The organism is Salmonella sp. K21076, assembly GCF_039650795.1.
Classification (GTDB): domain Bacteria; phylum Pseudomonadota; class Gammaproteobacteria; order Enterobacterales; family Enterobacteriaceae; genus Salmonella; species Salmonella enterica.
On record NZ_JBCLYA010000051.1, the window covers coordinates 265,333 to 286,797 of the forward strand.

The following is a 21,465-nucleotide window of genomic DNA, read 5'->3' on the forward strand; positions in this document are numbered from 1 at the left end:
GGTAATACATGAAAAAATTGAAAACAAAAAAATTGAAAGAAAGTGAGTTTATAAGATATATAGAAAACAATCCTGTTGTCTCAAAGGCTTTATGCGAGGAATATGGAATCTGTACTGAAACAATTGCCTATGCATTATATGTTCATAGCAATAACTTCTTTCTTAAAAACGACTACGTTCAGGATGACATTCACTATGATATAGTTAAAAACAATTTAATAATAATGAAACCCACGCTTAGACAATATTATAGAAGAACAAGGCAAGTAGATTATAACGGATATACTTTTTTATCAGGTATTAAAGAATATCAAGACTATTGTATTTTGTTGACGCTTTGCTGCTATCATTGGATAGCTGATGTATTTACTGTCTATAATCATAGTGAAAGAAGTCAATTTATCGTTGATGTTGCCAATGATCTTCTGAAAAGGAGTATAGATCATTTTTCAGTAGAGCATGAGAATGTTATCAACTGCTTTAATATGTTAAAAGAAAAGCTCCCATCGTATAAAAAGAAATAATAATCCAATTTTTCAAATATCCTCATTGACTAACATATATATAAGAAATATATATGTATCATGGAACTATAAGAGGATAGAAAATGAGTGATATTTCAGATAAAGAGCAAACCAGAAAGAAACCACGAATAAAAAAGACACTGGAGCAGCAATTAGCATCTGCTCAGATGCGTTTAAATCGTTTGCAATATAAGTCTAAGAAAGAAGCTAAACAGATAGAAACACGTCAGAAAATAATTTTAGGGGCTGAAGTTGCCAAGGCTCTTGATTGTGATGTTTTTACGGTGGATAAGGATCTTGTTTTAGGTATGCTACTAGAGATACCTCACCTACATCCAGATGATAAAGAAAGATTTAAAAGAAGCGGAATGTTATTTCTGGCGAGCATGAAAGGAAGGAAAACTTGATAATGCATATAAACTATTTGACAAGTATTTTAGGAAAAGTTCCAACAGATAATTATCGTTAACTTTCATTAAAAGATTTGACATTCTATTTATGATGATATATCTATTTATTTAAAATCTCATAATCTTATATAATCAGATTCTTTCATCTATAAAATCATAAAAATATAATTTTAGGTTTATATATTTCACGTCCTGACAAATCTCTAGCTTAATTTTAATATGGCTGGGGATTTGTTTTTATCTGTATCTTGATTTTTGTTTGTTATTTGATAATTAATTAATACGTGAATATAAAAATGGCGATGAAAATGAAAAAACAAAATAAAAAAGGGTTCTCATTACTTGAACTCATTTTGGTGCTGGGTGTCGGTAGTATGATGGCTTTTATGCGTTTTCAGGATATGAAAACTGAACAAGAAAATGTTATGGCTAAGGCTGTTGGTCAACAGATGAAGCAGATAGGTGAGGCGGTAAATGGCTATATCAATATCAGATATGACAAGCTTTCTACGCTGACGTCAAGCAGTAGTCAGTCAAGCGATCCGGGTCCCCGTACTTGTAATGGTTCAGGTTGTGAAATAACGTATCAAACATTAATCAATGAAGGATTATTACCAACAGCTTACACTGGTATAAACGTTAAAAAATCTCCATATAAAATACTATTAAAACGTGATGGAACTGCTCCTAACTATGTTATTAATGGTCTTATAACGACATCGACGGCATGGATTGAAGGCGGTAAAACACGTTATGATTTATTAGGGAATGCCATGCAAACAGCAGGTATAGATAGCGGTATGACTAAAACAACATCTATTGCTTCTGGGTATAGTGGTCAATGGACAGAAACGTCTGCTAATTTTAATAATATCACATCCACTGGACAATTAGCATTTAGAGTTGGTTTTAATAGTGCGTTATATTCTGTATATTTAAGACGGGATGGAACCTTGCCCATGACTGGCGATCTAAATCTTGACGGACATAATATTAACAATATCGCTAATATCAATGCTACAGGAAATATTACGACGACAAGCGACCTACAGGCAAGAAATATTAAAGCTACAGGAAAAGTTGATGCTGACGGTGATATTTCATCAGGAAGATATTTGATTGCTAAAAGCAAAGATGAAGATGCATCAATAAAAATTGGAGGCGATGGCACTGGAAATCATAATTTTATGTTTGAATCTCAAAAAAGAACATCTGTTGTTTTTTTTCCAAGCGTTAATTCTGCATTGTTAACTTATAAATTTCGTGGGAATATAAACATATTAAGTCCTTCTGGGGATTCAGTTGGTGTTAAATTAAATGGCACCACTGGAAATATCACTGCCTCTGGAAACATAGAGGCCGCCCAAAATGTCAAAGGCGCTACATTAGAATCCACTGGACGCGCTACGGTGGGTGAGTTTGTTCAATTGAACGGACAGGCTGAGGTTGGAAAAGTGTGTCAATCTAATGGATTACAAGGAAGAACAGCAAAAGGGAAAATTTTATCTTGTGTTAATGGTGTATGGACCGGATCGGTTCAAATAAATAATAGTCAATGTAAATGGTTTTCCCCGGCTAATGCTTTTTCATACTTTGGAGAATACAGTGGGCAACTTCATGAAAAACCTATAATTTGTCCAGCAGGATATATTATGACAGGATCTAAAATGTGGGGATGGGCAGAAGATGTTGATGACGAACATGTTGATATCTATTGCTGTCCTTTATCCTAATTAAAAAAGGTTAAAAGTTAAATCCCATATTCATAAAAGATTTTCTGAGGATGGGATTACCATAGCTACTCTTACTCACGGAAGAAAAAAAGCTGAAATGTGTATTTTTTATATTTTAATTTTGTGAGTTATAAACTGGCCTCCTAAAAGGCCAGTTTATATAATTTAAAGGTTGCTCATTATTTCTGTAATGGCTGTGGCTCGAACATATTTTGCTGCATTAGTCGCTTAAATTTTAACTGTTGATGAAATGAGAAATTACCCGGTTCTTGAGGATAATCAGGAAATATATTTGTCTAAGAAAAGTGAAAAAATTTCTGAGCCACCACCTTTCGGGTGGGTTATCATGAAATGTAAGTGAGTTATTCATCATGATATTGTAAGGCTAGACAACTATATCTTAATATTTTGAGTCTGGAATGTTTTTGGTACTAAATGTGTCGTTAAAGATAATAATCATTTGACAAATAATAGCGATTATAATAAGGAATGTTAAATAGTTACAAAGGAGATAAGATGAATATTTTTGACGATAATGATTACGAAAAAGCCTGTAAATGGTATAAGCATATCAGATCTAATGTTGAAGGTTTTAATGTTAAAATAGAAAAGTTAAGAGAAAAAACAGCATTGGATTTATTAAATAATGAAGGTGTTGATTATTTTCATAAAGGTTATCAATCGTTTGTTGAGCGCTTTGAAAAAGTTTTTATCAAATCATTTTTGGCTCCTTATTTAAAGGGGCCTTTTTATTCATCTATTGGTATTTATTCTTCTATATATAGTTCTTCTTCCATCTTGATTTTTGTTTGTTATTTGATAATTAATTAATACGTGAATATAAAAATGGCGATGAAAATGAAAATTAAAAAAGGATTCTCTTTATTAGAGTTAACTCTTGTTTTAGGTGTTGGGACGATGGTGGCTTTTATGAAGTTTCAGGATATGAAAAATGAACAGGAGAGTATAATGGCTTCTGCTGTCGGTCAACAAATGAAACAGATCGGTGAAGCAGTTAATGGCTATATAAATATCCGTTATGATAAATTATCAACCTTATCCAATGCTGCCGGAACAGGAACCGATCCGGGTCCAAGAACCTGTTCAGGTTCAGTATGTGAAATTACTTACCAGACATTGATTAACGAAGGTTTGCTACTTTCAACCTACACAGGCACTAATGCTAATAAATCCTCGTATAAAATCATATTAAAACGAGATGGAACTTCACCTAACTATGTTATTAATGGTCTTATAACGACATCGACGGCATGGATTGAAGGCGGAAAAACACGTTATGATTTATTAGGGAAAGCCATGCAAACAGCAGGTATAGATAGCGGTATGACTAAAACAACATCTATTGCTTCTGGGCATAGTGGTCAATGGTCAGAAACGTCTGCTAATTTTAATAATATTACATCCGCTGGACAGTTAGCATTTAGAGTTGGTTTTAATAGTGCGTTATATTCTGTATATTTAAGACGGGATGGAACCTTGCCCATGACTGGCGATCTAAATCTTGACGGACACAATATCAACAATGTCGCCGCACTTAATGCCACTGGCAACATTACGACGACAGGTGACGTACAGGCAAGAAACATTAAGGCTACTGGAAAAATTGATGCGGACGGTAATATCTCAGCCGGTAATTGGATGTGGGCTAAGAATGGATATGGGGACGCTATAGGTTTTGGTGGAGATGGATATTCTGGAGGTTTAGGTCGAGATTATGAAATAAAAATGCTATCTAACCATCCACTAACGATACATTCACCAACGTCTAGTCGCGGAAATGATGTTATATTAGATATTGATGGAAATATGAGGGTTCAGACTGATATTAGCTCTCTTAGAAACATTACAGCCTCTGGAAACATAGAATCATCCCAAAACGTCAAAGGCGCTACATTAGAATCCACAGGACGCGCTACGGTGGGTGAATTTGTTCAATTGAACGGACAGGCTGAGGTTGGCAAAGAATGTCAATCTAATGGATTACAAGGAAGAACAGCAGAAGGGAAAATTTTATCTTGTGTTAATGGTGTATGGGAAACTATAGATGCTAATTTAAAAATATCAACATACAGTTTAAAGCCTCCAAAACATCAACTTAATATGGGAGTTCATAGTGTATGCTCTTTAAGTAATGTAAAATTTTATAAAGGGAATAACACTCCATATATTAGCTGTGAAATAATAAAAAATGGAAATAATTGGCTTTTTCAGACAGTTTATTCAACACAATGTGAGGCTGTATGCATAAACTAAATCCCATAATTACTCCGCGTCACGTTCGATTGAATGGAAAAATCCCAGATCTTTTCTTTTTTCTTTTAAAAGACTGACATGGTAATTTTATATTACATATGGAGTGTTGGTTATTCTATTATATAACATTAAAAAGAGTGGATATTAAAATAAAAAAGTGAAGTATATAATTTTATAATCTCAAACTATAGAGAAATAATCTGGAAATTGTTTCATAAATATTAAATCCCATATTCATAAATATTTTCAGAGAATGGGGTTACCATAGCTGCTCCTACTTACGGAAGAAAAAATGCTGAAATGTGTTTTTTTAGATTTTTATTTTGTGAATTATAAAATGGCCTCCTAAAAGGCCATTTTATATAATTTAAAGGCTGCTCATTATTTCTGTAATGGCTGTGGCTCGAACATATTTTGCTGCATTGATTTTTTCTGCTTTTAAAGCACTAAAATGCGCAGTTCCACAGGCTATCTTCGCATCTTCTTCATGACCAAGACCAATGTGTTTACTTTTTGTCTCTACAACAAAGTAAATATGTTCTTCACCATTGTCTTCAATAACTAACGCCCAGTCAGGATTGTAGGTTCCCAGTGGCGTCGGGATTTTAAACCATCCCGGCAGCTTCACATAAAGCTTAACTTCATCCTGTTCTTCGAGTTCCTGAGCGAAACGGCTTTCGACTTCAGAATCTTTAGGAACGTATTCGTAAACTGACTTAGACGAGGTTTCAAAAAGATTACGGGCATATCCTGTTAGCTCTTTATCCATAAAGAGACTTTGCGCATACACCTCTCCTTTTAGTGGATAATATTTAATACCATCAACAATTGACAGGCGTTTGCAGTAGTTGATTCGGCCTATAGCTTCACTGATAAACTGCTGTGGATTTTTAGCAAAATCAGCGAGTCTTCCACTCTCTTTCAGGATGGTGCTTAAACTGCGTCTTGTCAGTCCGGTTTTTTCCTGTAGAACACCAAGAATATCTGGCAATGGCTGCTCTGCAACATCAACTACAGAGCTTGTTGTTCCATTAGACAGAGCTTTAACATCAAGGCCAGATTGACTTTGTTTGATTGTTGCTTTGCTGAAACTGACCATTGCTTTTGCTACAGGCTGCATTTCAGAAAGTGATTTCGTACAGGATTTGATCAATTCTTCTTCATCAAATGCTAGCCGATACAGCGTTTTTTGACAAATGCGCTGCCATAACGCTTCGAATTCCGGGCTGTTTAAGACTTCTTTCCGGTATTTGATTGTTTTACGTTCATCAGCATTGTTTATATTGAGTCGCCCTGCTGATTTACGCAGGATAGTTTCAATTTGTTCCTGTAGTGAGGCATACTTCTCACTAACAACAAAAGTGTTTTCGAATAATTCTTTTTTCAGGGTTTTGGTAATTTTTCCCGATTTTTCAATATAACCTTCAGTCTGAAGTTCAGACCAGATATCATGTGAACCGGAAATACCTAAACCTTGTGAGGAATCAGCGAAGATAAGATGGGCGAACGCATCTTTTTCAATCACACCAAAACGTATGCCTGTTTCGCTCTCAATTTCAGACTGTAATCGTTCAGCGTAGGCTTCATAATTTTCACTGGCAACGACTGTCAGAATGTTAATGCTGTCATCACGAACACGTTCACCCTCTTGGTTAACACACAGGCGAAGACCACGGCCTAATGTTTGACGACGTTCTCGTTCACTTCCCATCTCTCGGAGGCTACAGATCTGGAATACATTGGGGTTATCCCAGCCTTCTTTCAAAGCAGAGTGCGAAAAAATAAACCTCACTGGATTCGAGAAACTCAAAAGCTTCTCTTTATTTTTCATAATGAGATTATAACCACGCTCAGCATTTTCACGGCCTGTATTATTGCTTTCGCTTGTTTCAGCCCATGCACCTTTTTTATCAATGGAGAAATAACCATCATGAACATCTTTGGCATGTTCTGGATGAGAAGGAAGTAAATCTTTATAGGCAGGGCTTTTGATTGCTTTAAGATATTCTTCTTCAAAGATACGGGCATATTCACCCGGTTCACGTACTCCTTCTTCATTGGTCTGACGATATAAATCAACCTTATCAATGAAAAACAGGGTAAGAACCTTGATTTGCTGAGTATTCAGGCGAAGTTCTTTATCCAGATGTTCACGGATTGTACGTCTGATCATATGACGCTGGATGAGCATAGGGTCAATATCCCCCACGACATCACCGACTTTCATATAGTAGGTATCAGAAGGTGTTTCCAGTGTAAGATAACCCTCTTTGCCAGTTCGGATCTCGCTTATCCGGTAACCCTGATAAATATCACGTCCTGTTTCGTCATCGAGTGTCATACCGTCATATACGGTAATCTCTGAACGATTTACGTTCCCTTTTTTATCGGCTATATCAACAATAACAGTCGCACTAATGCTATTCTTCTTATTGTTAATACTGACCAGTTTTACATAGGGGCTATTACTTGCATTTTGGACTTCAAGCCCGGCAACCTCGATCTGTTTGACCAGTTTTTGGTTGTAAGCATCAATGGCGTCAAGGCGGTACACCATATGATGTTTATGAACATGTGTTGCTGAATAGCGTAAGGTGAACATGGGGTGCATAGCATCAAGTGCGGTTTTACCCGCACCGTTCAAGCCACCATCAACACTTTGCGGTTCATCGACAATAATAATTGGACGTGTAGCACGGATTAAATCAATGGGCTTATCCAGATCGTCCACAGTTGTTTTTTCACTGGACTGATAGAGCTTGTTAACATCTTTTTTGTTAATCGCACCCACAGTCATTACCATGATCTGCATAACAGAACTGGTTGCAAAATTTCGAACATCCGCAGGTTTTGCCGAATCATACAGATAGTATTCGTATGGAACTCCCGCAAACAGGCTTTTAAAATGTTCTTCAGTTATTTGTAGTGTTTTATAAACGCCTTCCTTGATAGCAACTGAAGGAACCACAATAATAAATTTACTCATGCCATAGCGTTTATTCAGCTCCAGCATGGTGCGAAGATAAACATACGTTTTACCTGTCCCTGTTTCCATTTCGACAGTAAAATCATGGCTGTCGAGCACAGGTGAAGGTGGAAGCTGGTTTTTTAACTGAACATTGTTCAGATTTTTAAGCAGTACATCATCTTCGGGTATTTGTGGGTTAACAGGCATTGAACCTGTTGCGCCTTCAAATGAGAGTGCACCCTGAGCTGGGGCCAGCACAGTCATTTCGCTTTCCCATTTCTCTTGCCCTTCAAACAAATCACAGACCGATGTTATGGCGTTTTGCTGATAGGTAAGGTCAGATTCAAAATGTAGTTTCATCTCATTCCCTTACAGGCTGTGCAGGTTAGTCAGGCCATGTTGTTCCAGAATGGCGCAAAGATTTGTTTTAGCAACGTTATTTTCAAATGCGTCATCAAGGAAATAGCAGACCGTATCTTTGCCAGCTTTTAAACTCTTATACCAGTCGATGATCCCCTTGGTCAGTTCTTCTACTGAAGATGCAGGGATTTGTTTAGCAAAGCAGGTAAACAATTTGCCACCGTCAACACAAGAAACGGTTAATCCATCAAACTGACGGGTTTCAATGTTTACACTCAGGTCAATGCCACGTTTGAGCATCAACTCTGTGAGCAGATCTTCTTCATTACGGCCTTCAAGGATTGGGCTTACATAGGCATCAATCTGTTCTGAAAGGGTTTCTGCTGTGGCTTCCCACGGACGGATATTAGATGTATCGAGTTTGAAAACACGAAAACCAACATCACCATTCCAGTCAGGATTATCTTCACGAACCTTTTTACCTGCACGGCGTAGGCGCTCTTTTGTGATTTCTGATATTTTTAAAGACATTCCATGCTTCTTCAAAAAAGCTGCTGCAATGGCTTGTTCCTTAGTGTTTTCGTCAACTAATTCTGGTAGTTGCGCAATCACAAATTTGATTTTCCTATTCTTAATTGCATTGGCTGTGAAAACAGCGTGACCAAAAGTTCCTGAACCGCCAAAAAAATCAAGTGCTATGCATTCCTCATTAGGGTAAGTAGCTATTTCTATTATGCGAAGAAGAGTGCCTAAAGGTTTTGGTCTAGAAAAAACTTCTTTGTCGAATCCAATTTCAATAAATTGTTCACTTCCTCTTTCACTATTTACGTCTCTATGTGTCCATGAGGAGGTGGCTTTTACCGCATCCCTTTTGGATAGATAGTCTTTCTCCATGATGCCCCACATTTTTTTAGTAGGCATAAATTTAGCGTATACACTCTCGATTTTTGTTTTTGCTGTATCAAATCCCCATCTCCATCGGCCATCCGTACCATCATCTCGAATAGGTTTTATTTCGATAAGACCATCATTTTTTTGATCTTTAGAGACAGATAATTTGTTTTTTACTTCATCATAGTAGAAATAATAAAACATATCAGGTCGATCTTGTCTTCGGTCCGCATCACCTGTTTTACGTAAATCCATATCACGAAAGACTTCACCTGCTTCATCAATCTTATTATATCTTTTTAGGATTTTATCATCAGGTTCAAACCCATAAGTTTTAGCATGGGTTATATTTTTTGTCATTACAAGTATATATTCATGAGCAGTTGCTATGAATTTATCATCAGAGCGACCTTTAGGATTGTTTGTATTAGCTATAAGAGCTATAAAATTCTCTTCTCCAAATATCTCAAAACATAAACTACATAAGTTATGGACTTCATGTTCGTCGATTGAAATAAAAATAAAGCCAGAGTCAGAAAGTAAGTTTCTGGCTAATTTTATACGGGGGTACATCATATTCAACCAATCGGTATGATAACGACCACTGGTTTCTGCATTTGTACTTACCCGGACACCTTCTTCTGTTTGCCCTGTGATTTCAAGATAATTTTTCATATTATCTTGGAAGTTATCAGGATAAACAAAATCTTTCCCGGTGTTGTAAGGAGGATCAATATATATAAGCTTAACTTTTCCAGTGTAGCTTTTTTGAAGAAGCTTTAACACTTCAAGGTTATCACCCTCGATCATGAGGTTCTTGGTGTTATCCCAATCAACGCTTTCATCTTTACATGGGCGTAAGGTGCCACGGGAAGGGGTAAGAGCAAGCTGACGAGCCTGACGCTTACCATGCCAGTTCAGGCCATAGCGTTCTTCTTTTTCGTCTACATTTTCACCCAAAAGCTGTTTTAAAACGTCAAAATCAATGCCGTTTTCATTAAAGGCTTCAGGAAACAATGATTTAAGCTTGGTGATGTTATCAGCAGTGATATTCATTGATTGCAGTTCGGGCATTTCAGGCGAAAGTTTGTTCATTGACCATTCCACGTATCTGTATCAGGTTACTGTGTGATGGGGGATATTTTACGGTAAAGAGTGCATTTCATCAATGAACAGCGTGCTACAGATTTCTTTTTAAATCATTATGTTAATGCTTTTATTGAATGTTCTGTCCTCGTGTTAGTACAATTAGCTTTTCTGCGTCTACCAAACATTATCAGGATGTGATGATGGCTAAACTGAACAAGAAACAACTTTCTTTACTCAAGGAAATGCCTGCAGAACAACTCATGCAAATAATTTGTGATATTGCAGAGGATAATGGTCAGGCAAAATCCTTTCTTATTAATGAATATCTGTTAACTCCAGAAGAATCACTGAAAAAGGCTGAGGCTGAATACAAAAGGGTAATTAAAACAAAACGCTTTTATGATTATTATGAAGCAGCGATTTTTTTTGAGGGGCTATACAGGAATGTCATATTTCCACTTGAAAAGACGGTATCAACGCTGCCTGAAAAAACCGAGGCGTTTTGCCATGATTTACTGCTCTCATTTGATAAAGTCAGCGAAATTGCTGATACATCAGATGGATCATGGATGGACTATTATAATGGTGCTGTCGAAATATGGTTAAAATCCCTGTCCCTACAAAAAGACAAAAGTATTGATGTTATAGCGGATAAAATAATTTCCGTACTTAAAGGTGATGTGTATTTTAACTTTGATATTTTTGATAAGTATAAAAAAGAACTGGGATACAATGTTATTCGTGTTTTAAGGGAAAGTCTTCTTAAGACAGGTGATGTCAATGGTGCTGTTGAGTTAAGTCTGTATATCAGGGATGTTGATTTCATCAGGCAATGCTTTGAGAAAAGAAAACTGAATCAGCCAGAATATATCATTAAGTTTGCTGAGTTGCTGGTTGATGAACTGTGTACTGAGGAGGCCATTCAGGTTCTCAATAAAATCAAAGAAGATAAATCAGTTGATCAGGCAGGGCTTCGTGATAAATGGACTGAGGTGTTGGCTCTGGCGTTGATTGAAGAAGGCGAGATTCAGCAGGCAAAAACAATTTGTATAGACGGATTTAAGAACAGGTGTGATGTTATTTTTTATAATATCTATAATCTGGTGGAGAAAAATAATGACTCACTGGATTTGTTCTCTGGCATAGCAAAGAAAAAAGGCTTTCCGTTTGTTATTCTTTTCTTGTCCGGGACAGATAGTTATGGAAAACTTGATTCTGAAGTCATGAATGCGAGTGAAAATGAAATCGCAGAGATGATGTCTTTATTACGCGGTTCTTTTGTTCGTACCTTATCGAGTGAGCTTTACAGGCATGGTTATGCATGTTCTGCAACTCTGCTCCGTAGAGTGCTGGCAGAGGACAGTATCAGTCGTTCTCAGAGTAAATACTACACCTATGCGGCATCTGATATGAAAAAAAGCATTGATTACAGTAAAGATATTGCATGGACTGAAAAAATCCCTTCAACAGAAGAGTATTTAAAATCTCTGTTTATTGAGCACAAAAGAAAATACGCACTCTGGGAAATAATGCTGGAAAAAATCGCTGGTTTAGCGATAGAGAAAGATTCAGTATCATATTCAGCATAGACTGTAATTAAGCATGAAGTTGAAAGGCCGCGAACGGCCTTTCCCTTTATTTATTTGAATCAAACTCAAACGGCCTGACCATATCGTTGCTGTTAGCATCAAGGAAATCAGCCCACCACTGGAGCATCAGGCGGCGCTGGTCAAGGTGTTTTGCCTTGTGGGTATAAGCAGCACGGACGCTATTGCTTTCCTTATGGCTCATTTGAAGCTCTACAGCGTCTTCTGACCATAGCCCGGACTCAATTAAGGCACTACAGGCCAGAGTGCGGAAACCGTGTCCACAGATGTCCTGCTTTGTGTCATAGCCCATATTGCGAAGCGCTTTGTTGATGGTGTTTTCGCTCATGGGTTTAAACGAGTCATAACAACCAGTAAAGATTAATCCGTCATCATGACCTTCTTCATAAGTCAGTTGTCGGATCTCTTTGAGTATCTTCATGGCCTGCTTACAAAGGGGAACTAAGTGCTTACGCTTCATTTTAGCCCCACGAGTTGAATGTTTGACGTTTTCAATCGCTTCACGCTGTTCGGGTATCACCCATAACTTACTTTTGAAATCAATTTCTGACCAGCGAGCGAAACGCAGCTCACTGGAACGAATGAAAATCATCAGATTGAGCTGTATTGCCAGTATGGTTAACCTGCGGCCTTTGTATTCGGCAATTTTGTTCAGTAACTGGGGTATTTCTTCCAGCTCAAGTGCAGGGCGGTGTTCAGTTTGTGGTTTCTGAACTGCACCTTCCATATCATAGGCTGGGTTATGGCGTATCAGCTTTTGCTGGACGGCATGACGCAGGATTGCCGTAATGTATTGTTGAATGCGCATGGCAACTTCAAGATAACCAAGAGCCTCAACTTTTTTCACCGGAACCAGCAGATCACCCGTATCCAGTTCGGCAACATCTTTGTCACCGATTACCGGGAAGACATAAGTTTCAAGGCGCTTCCATACGGCATCACCATAATCATCAGACCATTTTGTTTTCGTGGAGAACCACGCTTTGGCTACTGTTCTGAAGGAGCGTGTATTATCACGTTTGGCTTTAAGCTCTTTAACCTCTGCCTGTTTCTTTGCATTAGGGTCAATACCCTGAGCAAGAAGCCTTCTGGCCTCATCACGGCGCTGTCTTGCGTCAGAAAGAGAAACAGCAGGGTAAACACCAATAGAGAAGAGTTTTTGTTTCCCTTCGAAGCGGTAAGCCATTTGCCAGTATTTCGAACCTTTAGGGGTAACACGAAGGAACATACCAAAGCCATCAGTAAGCTTGTATTCCTTCTCAAGGGGTTTTGCATTTTTTGCTTTAATATCAGTCAGTGACATGAAAACACCCCCTCATTTGTTGGTAAAAGGGAAATCGAACCAGCATTACCAGCATTTTTACCATCAAAATGATATGGCTTCGAGTGGTTTTTAGTGAACGAGGGTGAACGACTGAGAGGGGATAACCAATTGATAGAAATGCAGAAAGCAGACGTTAGTGAACGTCTGCTTTCTTGAAAATGGCTCCTCTGACTGGACTCGAACCAGTGACATACGGATTAACAGTCCGCCGTTCTACCGACTGAACTACAGAGGAATCGTGTGAACGGGGCGCATAGTAACGATGTGCGATCGGCTTGTCAAAGGGGGAAATAAGATTGCGCGTTTGTTTGCTGACAAAAACAACAAAGCGTTGAAGTTTTGATCTAATTCCTACTTTGCCCCGGCATGGCGCAACTTTGTCTGTCATTGCACAAGTCAAATGCTGTGACCTTACCGCAATGGCTATGTACCAGCGCCTGATGAGGCGTGAAAAATTGGCAGGCACTTGGCAAATAATTCTGAGACATAACGCCGTAGAGATTAAGGGCAGGGGGCAGAATGAACTTTAGACGTGAAATATTTTGTGAAAATGGTTGATACAGGCAGTCTGACGCCGGTAGCGGAAATGGCAGATAAATTTCTGGTGCAGGCGAAAAGATTTCCGTCAATATCACAGGCAGAATTATGGCAAACCAGCTTTACCAGCAAAAGGGTATGGCTTCGAGTGGTTTTTAGTAAACGAGAGTAAACTTGAAGAAGGGGATAATCAGTTGATATAAATGCAGAAAGCAGACGTCAGTGAACGTCTGCTTTCCTAAATCTGGCTCCTCTGACTGGACTCGAACCAGTGACATACGGATTAACAGTCCGCCGTTCTACCGACTGAACTACAGAGGAATTGTTTCAACGAGGCGTTGAATACTGGGCCGGCTATAACGTGTCAACAGTAAAATTAACGCGCCAATTCAATTGGTTAATTAACCCACAAAGTGAGGAATTAATGTTCGGATTCCTCGCCGTAGTCGCCTTCGGCAGCGCTTACCCGTAAGCGCTGAGAAGGATCCTGGCGATAGAACTGGCAAAAACGCTGCCATAGCGCCGGGAAACGTGGAGCAAACAGTTCTGGCGCGCTGAAAAAATACTCTGACAACACGGCAAAACATTCTGCAGGGTCGGTGGCGGCATAGGCATCTATACTGGCAGCGCTTTCGCCAACAAGATCGATTTCATCCTGAATATTATTCATTGCCGCGTGGAGATCGTGTTCCCAGCCAGCCACATCGCGTAACGGGATGAAAGGGATGCCGCTGGCGCGATCGCCATTACGCATATCCAGTTTGTGCGCAACTTCATGAATAATGAGGTTGAAACCCGAAGCATCGAACGAGTCCTGGGTATCCAGCCAGTTCAGAATGATGGGCCCTTGTTGCCAGCTTTGCCCCGACTGTACGACACGCTGGCTGTGCACCAGACCTATGTCATCTTCCCATTCATCATCTACCACAAAGGGCGCGGGATAAATGAGCACTTCATGAAAACCATCAAGCCACTCAATACCGAGCTCCAGGATCGGTAAGCAAAAAATTAACGCAATACGTGCACTTTTTAACGAGTCGAGCTCAAATCCCTGTAGCGCTACCAGTCTTTTCTGCTGCAAAAAACGTTCGGCTAGCGCAATAAGCCGAGCCTGTTCTTGCGCGGTGAGGTTTACCAGAAGAGGTATAGCCAGCGCATCATCCCACGGCCAGTCTTCGTTCTGGGTTATTTCTTGTGCTTTCCAGGGCCACTTAATCATCGTTTTGCTCGTAAACTCGTCACTTGAACAAAATTACCCGAATAGGGTCTGTTAAAATGCCAAATTACCTGGCATCATTGCAATATACGGAGAGATGCCGGAGCGGCTGAACGGACCGGTCTCGAAAACCGGAGTAGGGGCAACTCTACCGGGGGTTCAAATCCCCCTCTCTCCGCCACAATTCAAACACTTAGCTCATCTTCTTTCAGCGATCAGTCTCACACTTAGAATACACTTAGAGTATTCTGTTAGAATATTACGTGAAAAACGTATCGCCATCTTATGCTTTTTCTGCCAGAAGAGGGGGCCAGGGATGGTGTTATTTTTACTTTTCGATCATAAGTCAACTCCTGGTTTTCTGCCCCGCTATTTCGCTGTACCCCATCGGGATTCACAGTGATGTCACTTGCGGCGACTTAACGCCGTCGTCCTCGGTAATCGTCGCACCCGGCCTGTTGCCCGAAATGTTCCCCTGTAGACATGGGCGCCGGGCAGAAGATTAATTGCTGTCAGGGAAACGCGCTGGCGCGTGGCGATAACTTACGCTGCGGGACTGTCGACGCTGTACAGAAAATCTGGCCTCCAGACTGGCTTAAATATGCACACATGACAATACAACCGGAAAATTTACAAAACGCATAATTTGAACTGAGAGAGAAACTTACAAACGAAGCGACGAAGATTTAAACAGTCGTAGCGACTCCGGTATCTTGCGCGCATGTTCAAATAACACTACTGTATATAAAAACAGTATTCGAGGTATGGATTATGGAATTTTTCAGACCTACAGAGTTGCGCGAAATTATTCCTCTCCCATTTTTCAGTTACTTAGTGCCGTGTGGATTCCCCAGCCCCGCGGCGGACTATATTGAGCAGCGTATCGATCTTAATGAGTTGCTCGTTTCTCATCCCAGCTCAACATATTTTGTCAAAGCAACGGGGGATTCAATGATTGAAGCAGGCATCAGCGACGGTGACCTGCTGGTGGTGGATAGCTCACGGAACGCTGACCACGGTGACATTGTAATTGCGGCAATTGAAGGAGAGTTCACCGTAAAGCGGTTGCAGTTGCGTCCGACAGTGCAGTTAATCCCCATGAACGGCGCCTATCGACCCATACCTGTCGGCAGTGAAGACACGCTCGACATATTCGGGGTGGTGACCTTTATCATTAAAGCGGTCAGTTGATTATGTTCGCGCTCTGCGATGTTAATAGCTTTTACGCCTCCTGCGAAACGGTCTTTCGTCCTGATTTATGTGGCCGACCGGTGGTGGTGTTATCAAACAATGATGGCTGCGTTATCGCGTGTAGCGCCGAGGCGAAACAACTCGGTATCGCAGCAGGTGAGCCATACTTCAAACAGAAAGAACGCTTCCGGCGATCCGGTGTTGTTTGCTTCAGCAGTAATTACGAGCTTTACGCTGATATGTCGAACCAGGTAATGACCACACTAGAGGAGATGGTGCCGCGGGTAGAAATTTACAGCATTGATGAGGCTTTTTGTGATCTGACGGGGGTACGAAACTGCCGGGATCTGACAGATTTCGGGCACGAGATAAGAGCGACGGTCCTGAAGCGCACGCACCTGACTGTCGGTGTAGGCATTGCCCAGACGAAAACCCTTGCCAAGCTGGCTAACCATGCTGCGAAAAAGTGGCAGCGCCAGACCGACGGGGTGGTTGACCTGTCGAACATCGATCGCCAGCGTCGGCTGCTGGCCCTGATACCCGTAGAGGATGTCTGGGGTGTCGGCAGACGCATCAGTAAGAAGCTCAATGCCCTGGGCATCAAGACTGCTCTCGATCTCTCTGAACAAAGTACCTGGATCATCAGGAAACACTTCAATGTCGTGCTGGAGCGTACCGTGAGAGAGCTTCGCGGAGAGCCATGTCTGGAGCTTGAAGAGTTTGCGCCGGCAAAGCAGGAAATCGTTTGTAGCCGCTCTTTCGGCGAGCGGGTCACAGACTATGAGGAAATGCGCCAGGCTGTTTACAGCTACGCTGCGCGCGCGGCAGAAAAACTCCGCGGCGAGCACCAGTACTGCTGTTTCATTTCAACATTCGTCAAAACATCACCCTTTGCCCTGAACGAGCCCTACTACGGTAACAGCGCCGCGGTGACGCTTCTCACCCCCACGCAGGATTCACGTGACATTATCAATGCGGCTGTGAAATGTCTGGATAAAATCTGGCGCGACGGCCATCGCTACCAGAAAGCGGGGGTGATGCTGGGTGGCTTCTTCAGCCAGGGCGTAGCGCAACTCAACCTTTTCGACGATAACGCGCCGCGCGCCGGTAGTGCGAAGTTGATGGAAGTACTGGACCATCTTAACGCAAAAGACGGGAAGGGGACGCTGTACTTCGCCGGGCAGGGGATGTCGCAACAGTGGGCTATGAAGCGAGAAATGCTTTCGCCTCGGTACACCACAAGATACTCTGATCTACTGCGTGTTAAGTAACTTGTGCGATCAATGCCTGAGATAGTTGCTAAATCGTCCCCGTTCTTTTGGTCGCACAAGATCACAGGAACCTCTCACGATAATGCGCATGTATCCTGGTTTACGACATCAGGAAATGTGGCGCGTTTATTGCCAGGCAGGCGTTGTGAGACGTAACTTATTTACGCCTGGTTTCAGCCGTAGCGATGGGCATGGATAAAAAGAGTATGGCAATCAGCGTGATAATGCTAAAAAACAATTAATATTTTTTTAACAAAACTAAAGCTTGCTATGTTCAGTTAACCATGCGTTAATGGTTGTGCGGTTTGATACAAACTTATCTGAAGTAGTGATTGTAATATTTCTCATCATTTGTTCCTCTTGAGATCTCCTTTAGGTTTTTTTCTCTCTGATAATTTTCTTCAGGCCATTTCGCCCAAGGGCTCATTCAAAAGGTAACAATATTATGACGACGAAAATCACTGGTTTAGTAAAATGGTTTAACCCTGAAAAGGGCTTTGGTTTCATTACGCCTAAAGATGGCAGCAAAGATGTGTTTGTGCATTTTTCCGCCATTCAAAGTAATGAATTCCGCACTCTGAATGAAAATCAGGAAGTGGAGTTTTCAGCAGAGCAGGGACCAAAAGGTCCATCAGCGGTCAACGTTGTGGCGCTTTAAGGCAACTGATATTACTAATAAAATTCACTTCCGGTGTCCATGTTGCCATGGTTCACAATACAGAACATCGACATTCGATGTTACTGAGCAAAACCCGTTTGGCGCGAAATGTATTTTTTGTAAGTCAACCATGATCACTTTTGATAATGTTGGATTATACATTCGCTCAGGACAGGTTCCGCTAGATTTTAGAAAATAATTCATATTAGCTCCGTACAGGAGCTTTTTTTATGCCCGGATGATTATCATCTATAGACGCTGACATCCATCATCTATAGTGGCATTTACCTTTCCCCAAAGGTGTTATTTCTCTTGCAGACAGCGCCTGAAAAGAGCGACGTTGTCTTCATCTATCCGATGAAGCCTGGTCACCTGTCTTTGCGCCGTTATCCGTTATTTAATTCTTGCCCTATAATAACAAGCCCGCGCTAAGCACGGGCTTGAATAACATAAAGCGTCTTAGAACTGGTAGACCAGACCAACACCTACGATATCATCGGTTGCAATACCGTTGTTTGCGTAGAAGTCATCATCTTCGTCCAGCAGGTTGATTTTATAATCAACGTAGGTGGACATATTTTTGTTGAAGTAGTAAGTCATACCGACGTCAACATATTTAACCAGATCTTTGTCGGTGTAACGCCAGTTGCCACGATGGACTTCCTGACCGCCTAAATCTTTGCCCTTAGACTGCAAGTAGGCGATGGACGGACGCAGACCGAAATCGAACTGGTACTGCGCAACCACTTCAAAGTTCTGGGTTTTGTTAGCAATACTGCCATTACCTTCGCCATTGCCGCCGCCATAATAGGTCATGTTGCGGGTTTCAGCGTACATGGCCGCCAGGTAAACATTGTAGGCGTCATATTTGGCACCTATGGTCCAGGCTTCAGCGGTTTCACCGCCGGCATAGTTGTTGCGCTCATTCATGCCGTCGCCATAACCACGAGCAACCTGATTGTCCGAACGGTCAGAGGAAGAGTAGGCCGCACCCAGGCTTAACCCGAAGTCAAAGTCGTAGGAGGTAGACATACCGAAACCGTCGCCGTTTTCACGGGCCAGTTTGCGGTTGCCGCCGTTACCTGTACCTTCACCAGCACCAGCACCGCCGTTTTCATTATTACCCTGGTACTGCAACGCGAAGTTCAGGCCTTCCACCAGACCGAAGAAGTCGGTATTACGGTAGGTGGCAACGCCGTTGGTTCTGCCCAGCATATAGACATCGGTCTGGGTATAAGTATCACCGCCGAATTCCGGCAGCGCATCGGTCCAGGCTTCAATGTCGTAGATAACACCATAGTTACGGCCATAATCGAAAGAGCCGTACTCGCCGAATTTCAGACCGGCAAAGCCCAGACGAGTCCAGGAGTTTGCACCTTCGCCTTCGGTGGTGTTCACCTTAATGTTGTATTCCCACTGACCATAGCCGGTCAGCATATCGTTGATCTGCGTTTCGCCTTTAAAGCCAATACGGGCGTAGGACTGATCGCCATCGTCGCCTGCATTGTCAGAGAAGTAACGCAGACCATCAACTTTGCCGTACAGGTCGAGTTTGTTGCCATTTTTATTATAAATTTCAGCCGCATTTGCTGCGCCTGCCACTAATAACGCCGGGACAAGCAGTGCCAGAACTTTTCTGTTCATTATGTATTCCCTTATGATAATAATTTATATGAATATGTAGCCACTTCAACAAAACTACAAATTGATACTATTCTATGAAGTTCATGGAATTTAAAAAATAACATGTAACAAAGATATTTAAAATATTTCAATTTGTTTCTATTTGGTTTTTTATAATACAGGATATATAAGTGACTAAGAATATATAGTCTATAATTATCATTTTTTATCAATGAGTTATGTGTTTTGATTTGATGGCTGCTGGCGTGAATATAATTTGTTTTTTATATGTATTTGATGCTTTGATTATGAAAAAGCATAAAAAAAAACCGGCATAAATGCCGGTAATGTGGGTAATGATAAAATAAATGATAAAAGGCTAATAACCGAATCATTCTGACATTTAATGCTAATAAAATAAAACGCTATCGCGGTGCGTAAAAATAAGTTGTTCTGGTTATGGGTTATTCTGCATCAGAGTGCGATTCAATTACCATTCCCTTATTTAACAGCAGGTTCAGCGCCAGACGCAACATTAACTGAGAATAAACTATTTGTGGAATGAATAACCAGAACAGGTGGATAAGGTATTCCATGGTCGAAATGTGACTAATATCACATTATAATGTAATTAATGTCATATGACTTACATCACAAAAGCGGAGTAAAGTTTGAGTACCAGGGAGGACAACGCCACCCGTAGCATGGGCGGTAAATTAGCGTTATGGGTTTTTTATACCTTTTGCGGCTACTTCATCTGGGCGATGGCGCGTTGCGTGTGGCTGATGTCCGCCATACAAACCGAGCCGGTTCTCGGCCCAATCAGCACTCCTGGCAGCGCAACGGAAAAATGGCTTAACGCGCTTTCGCTGGGCGTCGTCTGGCTTATTCTGGGGAGTATTGCCTGGTACACCCGGCCTCGCAAAAACAGGGGGTATCCCGCCGACACTCAGCCAGAAACGCGCAAGCACGCAAGGATGTAAAGTGGTGGCGGATATGTCAGGATAGCGAACCCTGTGCTCAGGCATGTAATAAAAATGGTCTGCTATAAAGAGAGGGCGTATGGACTCAGGATACTGGCAATCGCAGTTTGAAGACTGGCTACGTCACCACCACCAGGAACAGGATGCCGCCCATGACATCTTCCATTTTCGTCGTGTTTGGGCAACCGCGCAAACGCTCGGGGAAAACAGTCCTGTCGACTGGCTGGTGGTGCTATCGGCATGTTATTTCCATGACATCGTCAGCCTGGCGAAAAATCATCCGCAGCGGCATCGTTCTTCCATTCTGGCGGCGGCAGAAACCCGGCGTATTTTTCTGCGGGATTTTCCTGACTTTCCGGCAGAAAAACTGGCGGGCATTTGTCATGCTATCGAAGCGCATAGCTTCAGCGCAAAAATTGCGCCTACCACGCCAGAGGCAAAAATCGTACAGGATGCAGACAGGCTGGAGGCGTTGGGCGCCATTGGTCTGGCGCGGGTCTTCGCGGTCTCCGGCGCGCTGGGCGTCGCGCTGTTTGATGCCGACGATCCCTTTGCCAACAGACGGCCTCTTAACGATAAGCAATTCGCGCTCGACCATTTTAAAACCAAACTGCTGAAACTGCCGCTGACGATGCAGACCGAACGGGGCAAGCACCTGGCGCAGCGTAATGCGGATTTTCTGGTGTCGTACATGGCGAAACTGAGCGCTGAGCTGAAAGGCGACTATGAAACACGGGATGATGCGGTCATCCAGATGTTTGCTACGTATCAGTAACCCCTGCCGCTGAAACGTAAACCGCGTCATT

At 41.5% G+C, this 21,465-nt stretch carries 17 protein-coding genes and 3 tRNA genes; 13 read left to right on the plus strand and 7 right to left on the minus strand.

The window, feature by feature from the left end:
- Window positions 1-8 precede the first annotated feature (8 nt).
- The 5 genes from AAYN39_RS22055 (at window position 9) to pilV (ending at window position 4,941) form a co-directional block, all read left to right on the plus strand.
- Complete coding sequence (locus AAYN39_RS22055; RefSeq protein WP_000734387.1) at window positions 9-524, plus strand: hypothetical protein; 516 nt, start codon at window positions 9-11, stop codon at window positions 522-524.
- 83 nt (window positions 525-607) lie between these two features.
- Window positions 608-931: a conjugal transfer protein TraD gene (locus AAYN39_RS22060; RefSeq protein WP_001280266.1), complete on the plus strand. Its 324-nt coding sequence runs from the start codon at window positions 608-610 to the stop codon at window positions 929-931.
- 311 nt (window positions 932-1,242) lie between these two features.
- On the plus strand, window positions 1,243-2,667 hold the full coding sequence (locus AAYN39_RS22065) for a hypothetical protein (RefSeq protein WP_000744514.1): 1,425 nt from the start codon (window positions 1,243-1,245) through the stop codon (window positions 2,665-2,667).
- A gap of 516 nt (window positions 2,668-3,183) precedes the next feature.
- A complete protein-coding gene (locus tag AAYN39_RS22070) occupies window positions 3,184-3,498 on the plus strand; it encodes a hypothetical protein (RefSeq protein WP_001019842.1) in 315 nt (104 codons plus the stop codon).
- 21 nt (window positions 3,499-3,519) lie between these two features.
- Window positions 3,520-4,941, plus strand: a complete 1,422-nt coding sequence (pilV, locus tag AAYN39_RS22075) for a shufflon system plasmid conjugative transfer pilus tip adhesin PilV (protein WP_100501997.1) — start codon at window positions 3,520-3,522, stop codon at window positions 4,939-4,941.
- A 367-nt stretch (window positions 4,942-5,308) separates the two neighbouring features.
- On the opposite strand, the gene AAYN39_RS22080 is transcribed toward pilV, so the two are convergent.
- The gene (locus tag AAYN39_RS22080; RefSeq protein ID WP_000766114.1) at window positions 5,309-8,269 is read right to left on the minus strand and encodes a DEAD/DEAH box helicase family protein; all 2,961 of its coding nucleotides are present in this window, start codon (window positions 8,267-8,269) and stop codon (window positions 5,309-5,311) included.
- 9 nt (window positions 8,270-8,278) lie between these two features.
- Window positions 8,279-10,255, minus strand: a complete 1,977-nt coding sequence (locus tag AAYN39_RS22085; protein WP_001038193.1) for a site-specific DNA-methyltransferase — start codon at window positions 10,253-10,255, stop codon at window positions 8,279-8,281.
- Window positions 10,256-10,449: 194 nt separating this feature from the next.
- Between AAYN39_RS22085 and AAYN39_RS22090 the strand changes: the two genes are divergently transcribed.
- A complete protein-coding gene (locus AAYN39_RS22090; RefSeq protein WP_001096461.1) occupies window positions 10,450-11,838 on the plus strand; it encodes a hypothetical protein in 1,389 nt (462 codons plus the stop codon).
- Window positions 11,839-11,884: 46 nt separating this feature from the next.
- Here AAYN39_RS22090 and AAYN39_RS22095 read toward each other — a convergent pair whose 3' ends face one another.
- The 4 genes from AAYN39_RS22095 to mtfA all read right to left on the minus strand — a co-directional run bounded on the left by AAYN39_RS22095 (window position 11,885) and on the right by mtfA (window position 14,936).
- The gene (locus AAYN39_RS22095; protein WP_000059632.1) at window positions 11,885-13,159 is read right to left on the minus strand and encodes an integrase arm-type DNA-binding domain-containing protein; all 1,275 of its coding nucleotides are present in this window, start codon (window positions 13,157-13,159) and stop codon (window positions 11,885-11,887) included.
- A 180-nt stretch (window positions 13,160-13,339) separates the two neighbouring features.
- Window positions 13,340-13,415, minus strand: a tRNA-Asn gene (locus tag AAYN39_RS22100).
- Window positions 13,416-13,962: 547 nt separating this feature from the next.
- A tRNA-Asn gene (locus AAYN39_RS22105) sits at window positions 13,963-14,038 on the minus strand.
- Between the two features lie 100 nt (window positions 14,039-14,138).
- Window positions 14,139-14,936, minus strand: coding sequence for a DgsA anti-repressor MtfA (gene mtfA / locus AAYN39_RS22110; RefSeq protein WP_000598924.1), 798 nt, complete (start codon window positions 14,934-14,936; stop codon window positions 14,139-14,141).
- Between the two features lie 88 nt (window positions 14,937-15,024).
- Here mtfA and AAYN39_RS22115 point away from each other — a divergent pair.
- From AAYN39_RS22115 to AAYN39_RS22135, 5 genes are all read left to right on the plus strand, one after another.
- Window positions 15,025-15,114: transfer RNA gene (locus AAYN39_RS22115), tRNA-Ser, on the plus strand.
- 590 nt (window positions 15,115-15,704) lie between these two features.
- On the plus strand, window positions 15,705-16,124 hold the full coding sequence (locus tag AAYN39_RS22120; protein WP_000394197.1) for a translesion error-prone DNA polymerase V autoproteolytic subunit: 420 nt from the start codon (window positions 15,705-15,707) through the stop codon (window positions 16,122-16,124).
- A 2-nt stretch (window positions 16,125-16,126) separates the two neighbouring features.
- A complete protein-coding gene (locus tag AAYN39_RS22125) occupies window positions 16,127-17,395 on the plus strand; it encodes a Y-family DNA polymerase (RefSeq protein WP_000457648.1) in 1,269 nt (422 codons plus the stop codon).
- Window positions 17,396-17,840: 445 nt separating this feature from the next.
- The gene (locus tag AAYN39_RS22130; protein WP_000208507.1) at window positions 17,841-18,053 is read left to right on the plus strand and encodes a cold-shock protein; all 213 of its coding nucleotides are present in this window, start codon (window positions 17,841-17,843) and stop codon (window positions 18,051-18,053) included.
- 10 nt (window positions 18,054-18,063) lie between these two features.
- Window positions 18,064-18,252, plus strand: coding sequence for a hypothetical protein (locus tag AAYN39_RS22135; protein ID WP_024131163.1), 189 nt, complete (start codon window positions 18,064-18,066; stop codon window positions 18,250-18,252).
- Between the two features lie 260 nt (window positions 18,253-18,512).
- On the opposite strand, the gene ompS1 is transcribed toward AAYN39_RS22135, so the two are convergent.
- Window positions 18,513-19,697, minus strand: coding sequence for a porin OmpS1 (gene ompS1, locus AAYN39_RS22140; RefSeq protein WP_001080666.1), 1,185 nt, complete (start codon window positions 19,695-19,697; stop codon window positions 18,513-18,515).
- Between the two features lie 650 nt (window positions 19,698-20,347).
- On the opposite strand from ompS1, the gene drpB reads away from it, so the two are divergent.
- Both drpB and AAYN39_RS22150 read left to right on the plus strand, forming a co-directional pair.
- Window positions 20,348-20,659, plus strand: a complete 312-nt coding sequence (drpB, locus tag AAYN39_RS22145; RefSeq protein ID WP_000107435.1) for a cell division protein DrpB — start codon at window positions 20,348-20,350, stop codon at window positions 20,657-20,659.
- Window positions 20,660-20,738: 79 nt separating this feature from the next.
- The gene (locus tag AAYN39_RS22150; RefSeq protein WP_000377043.1) at window positions 20,739-21,434 is read left to right on the plus strand and encodes a phosphohydrolase; all 696 of its coding nucleotides are present in this window, start codon (window positions 20,739-20,741) and stop codon (window positions 21,432-21,434) included.
- Window positions 21,435-21,465 lie beyond the last annotated feature (31 nt).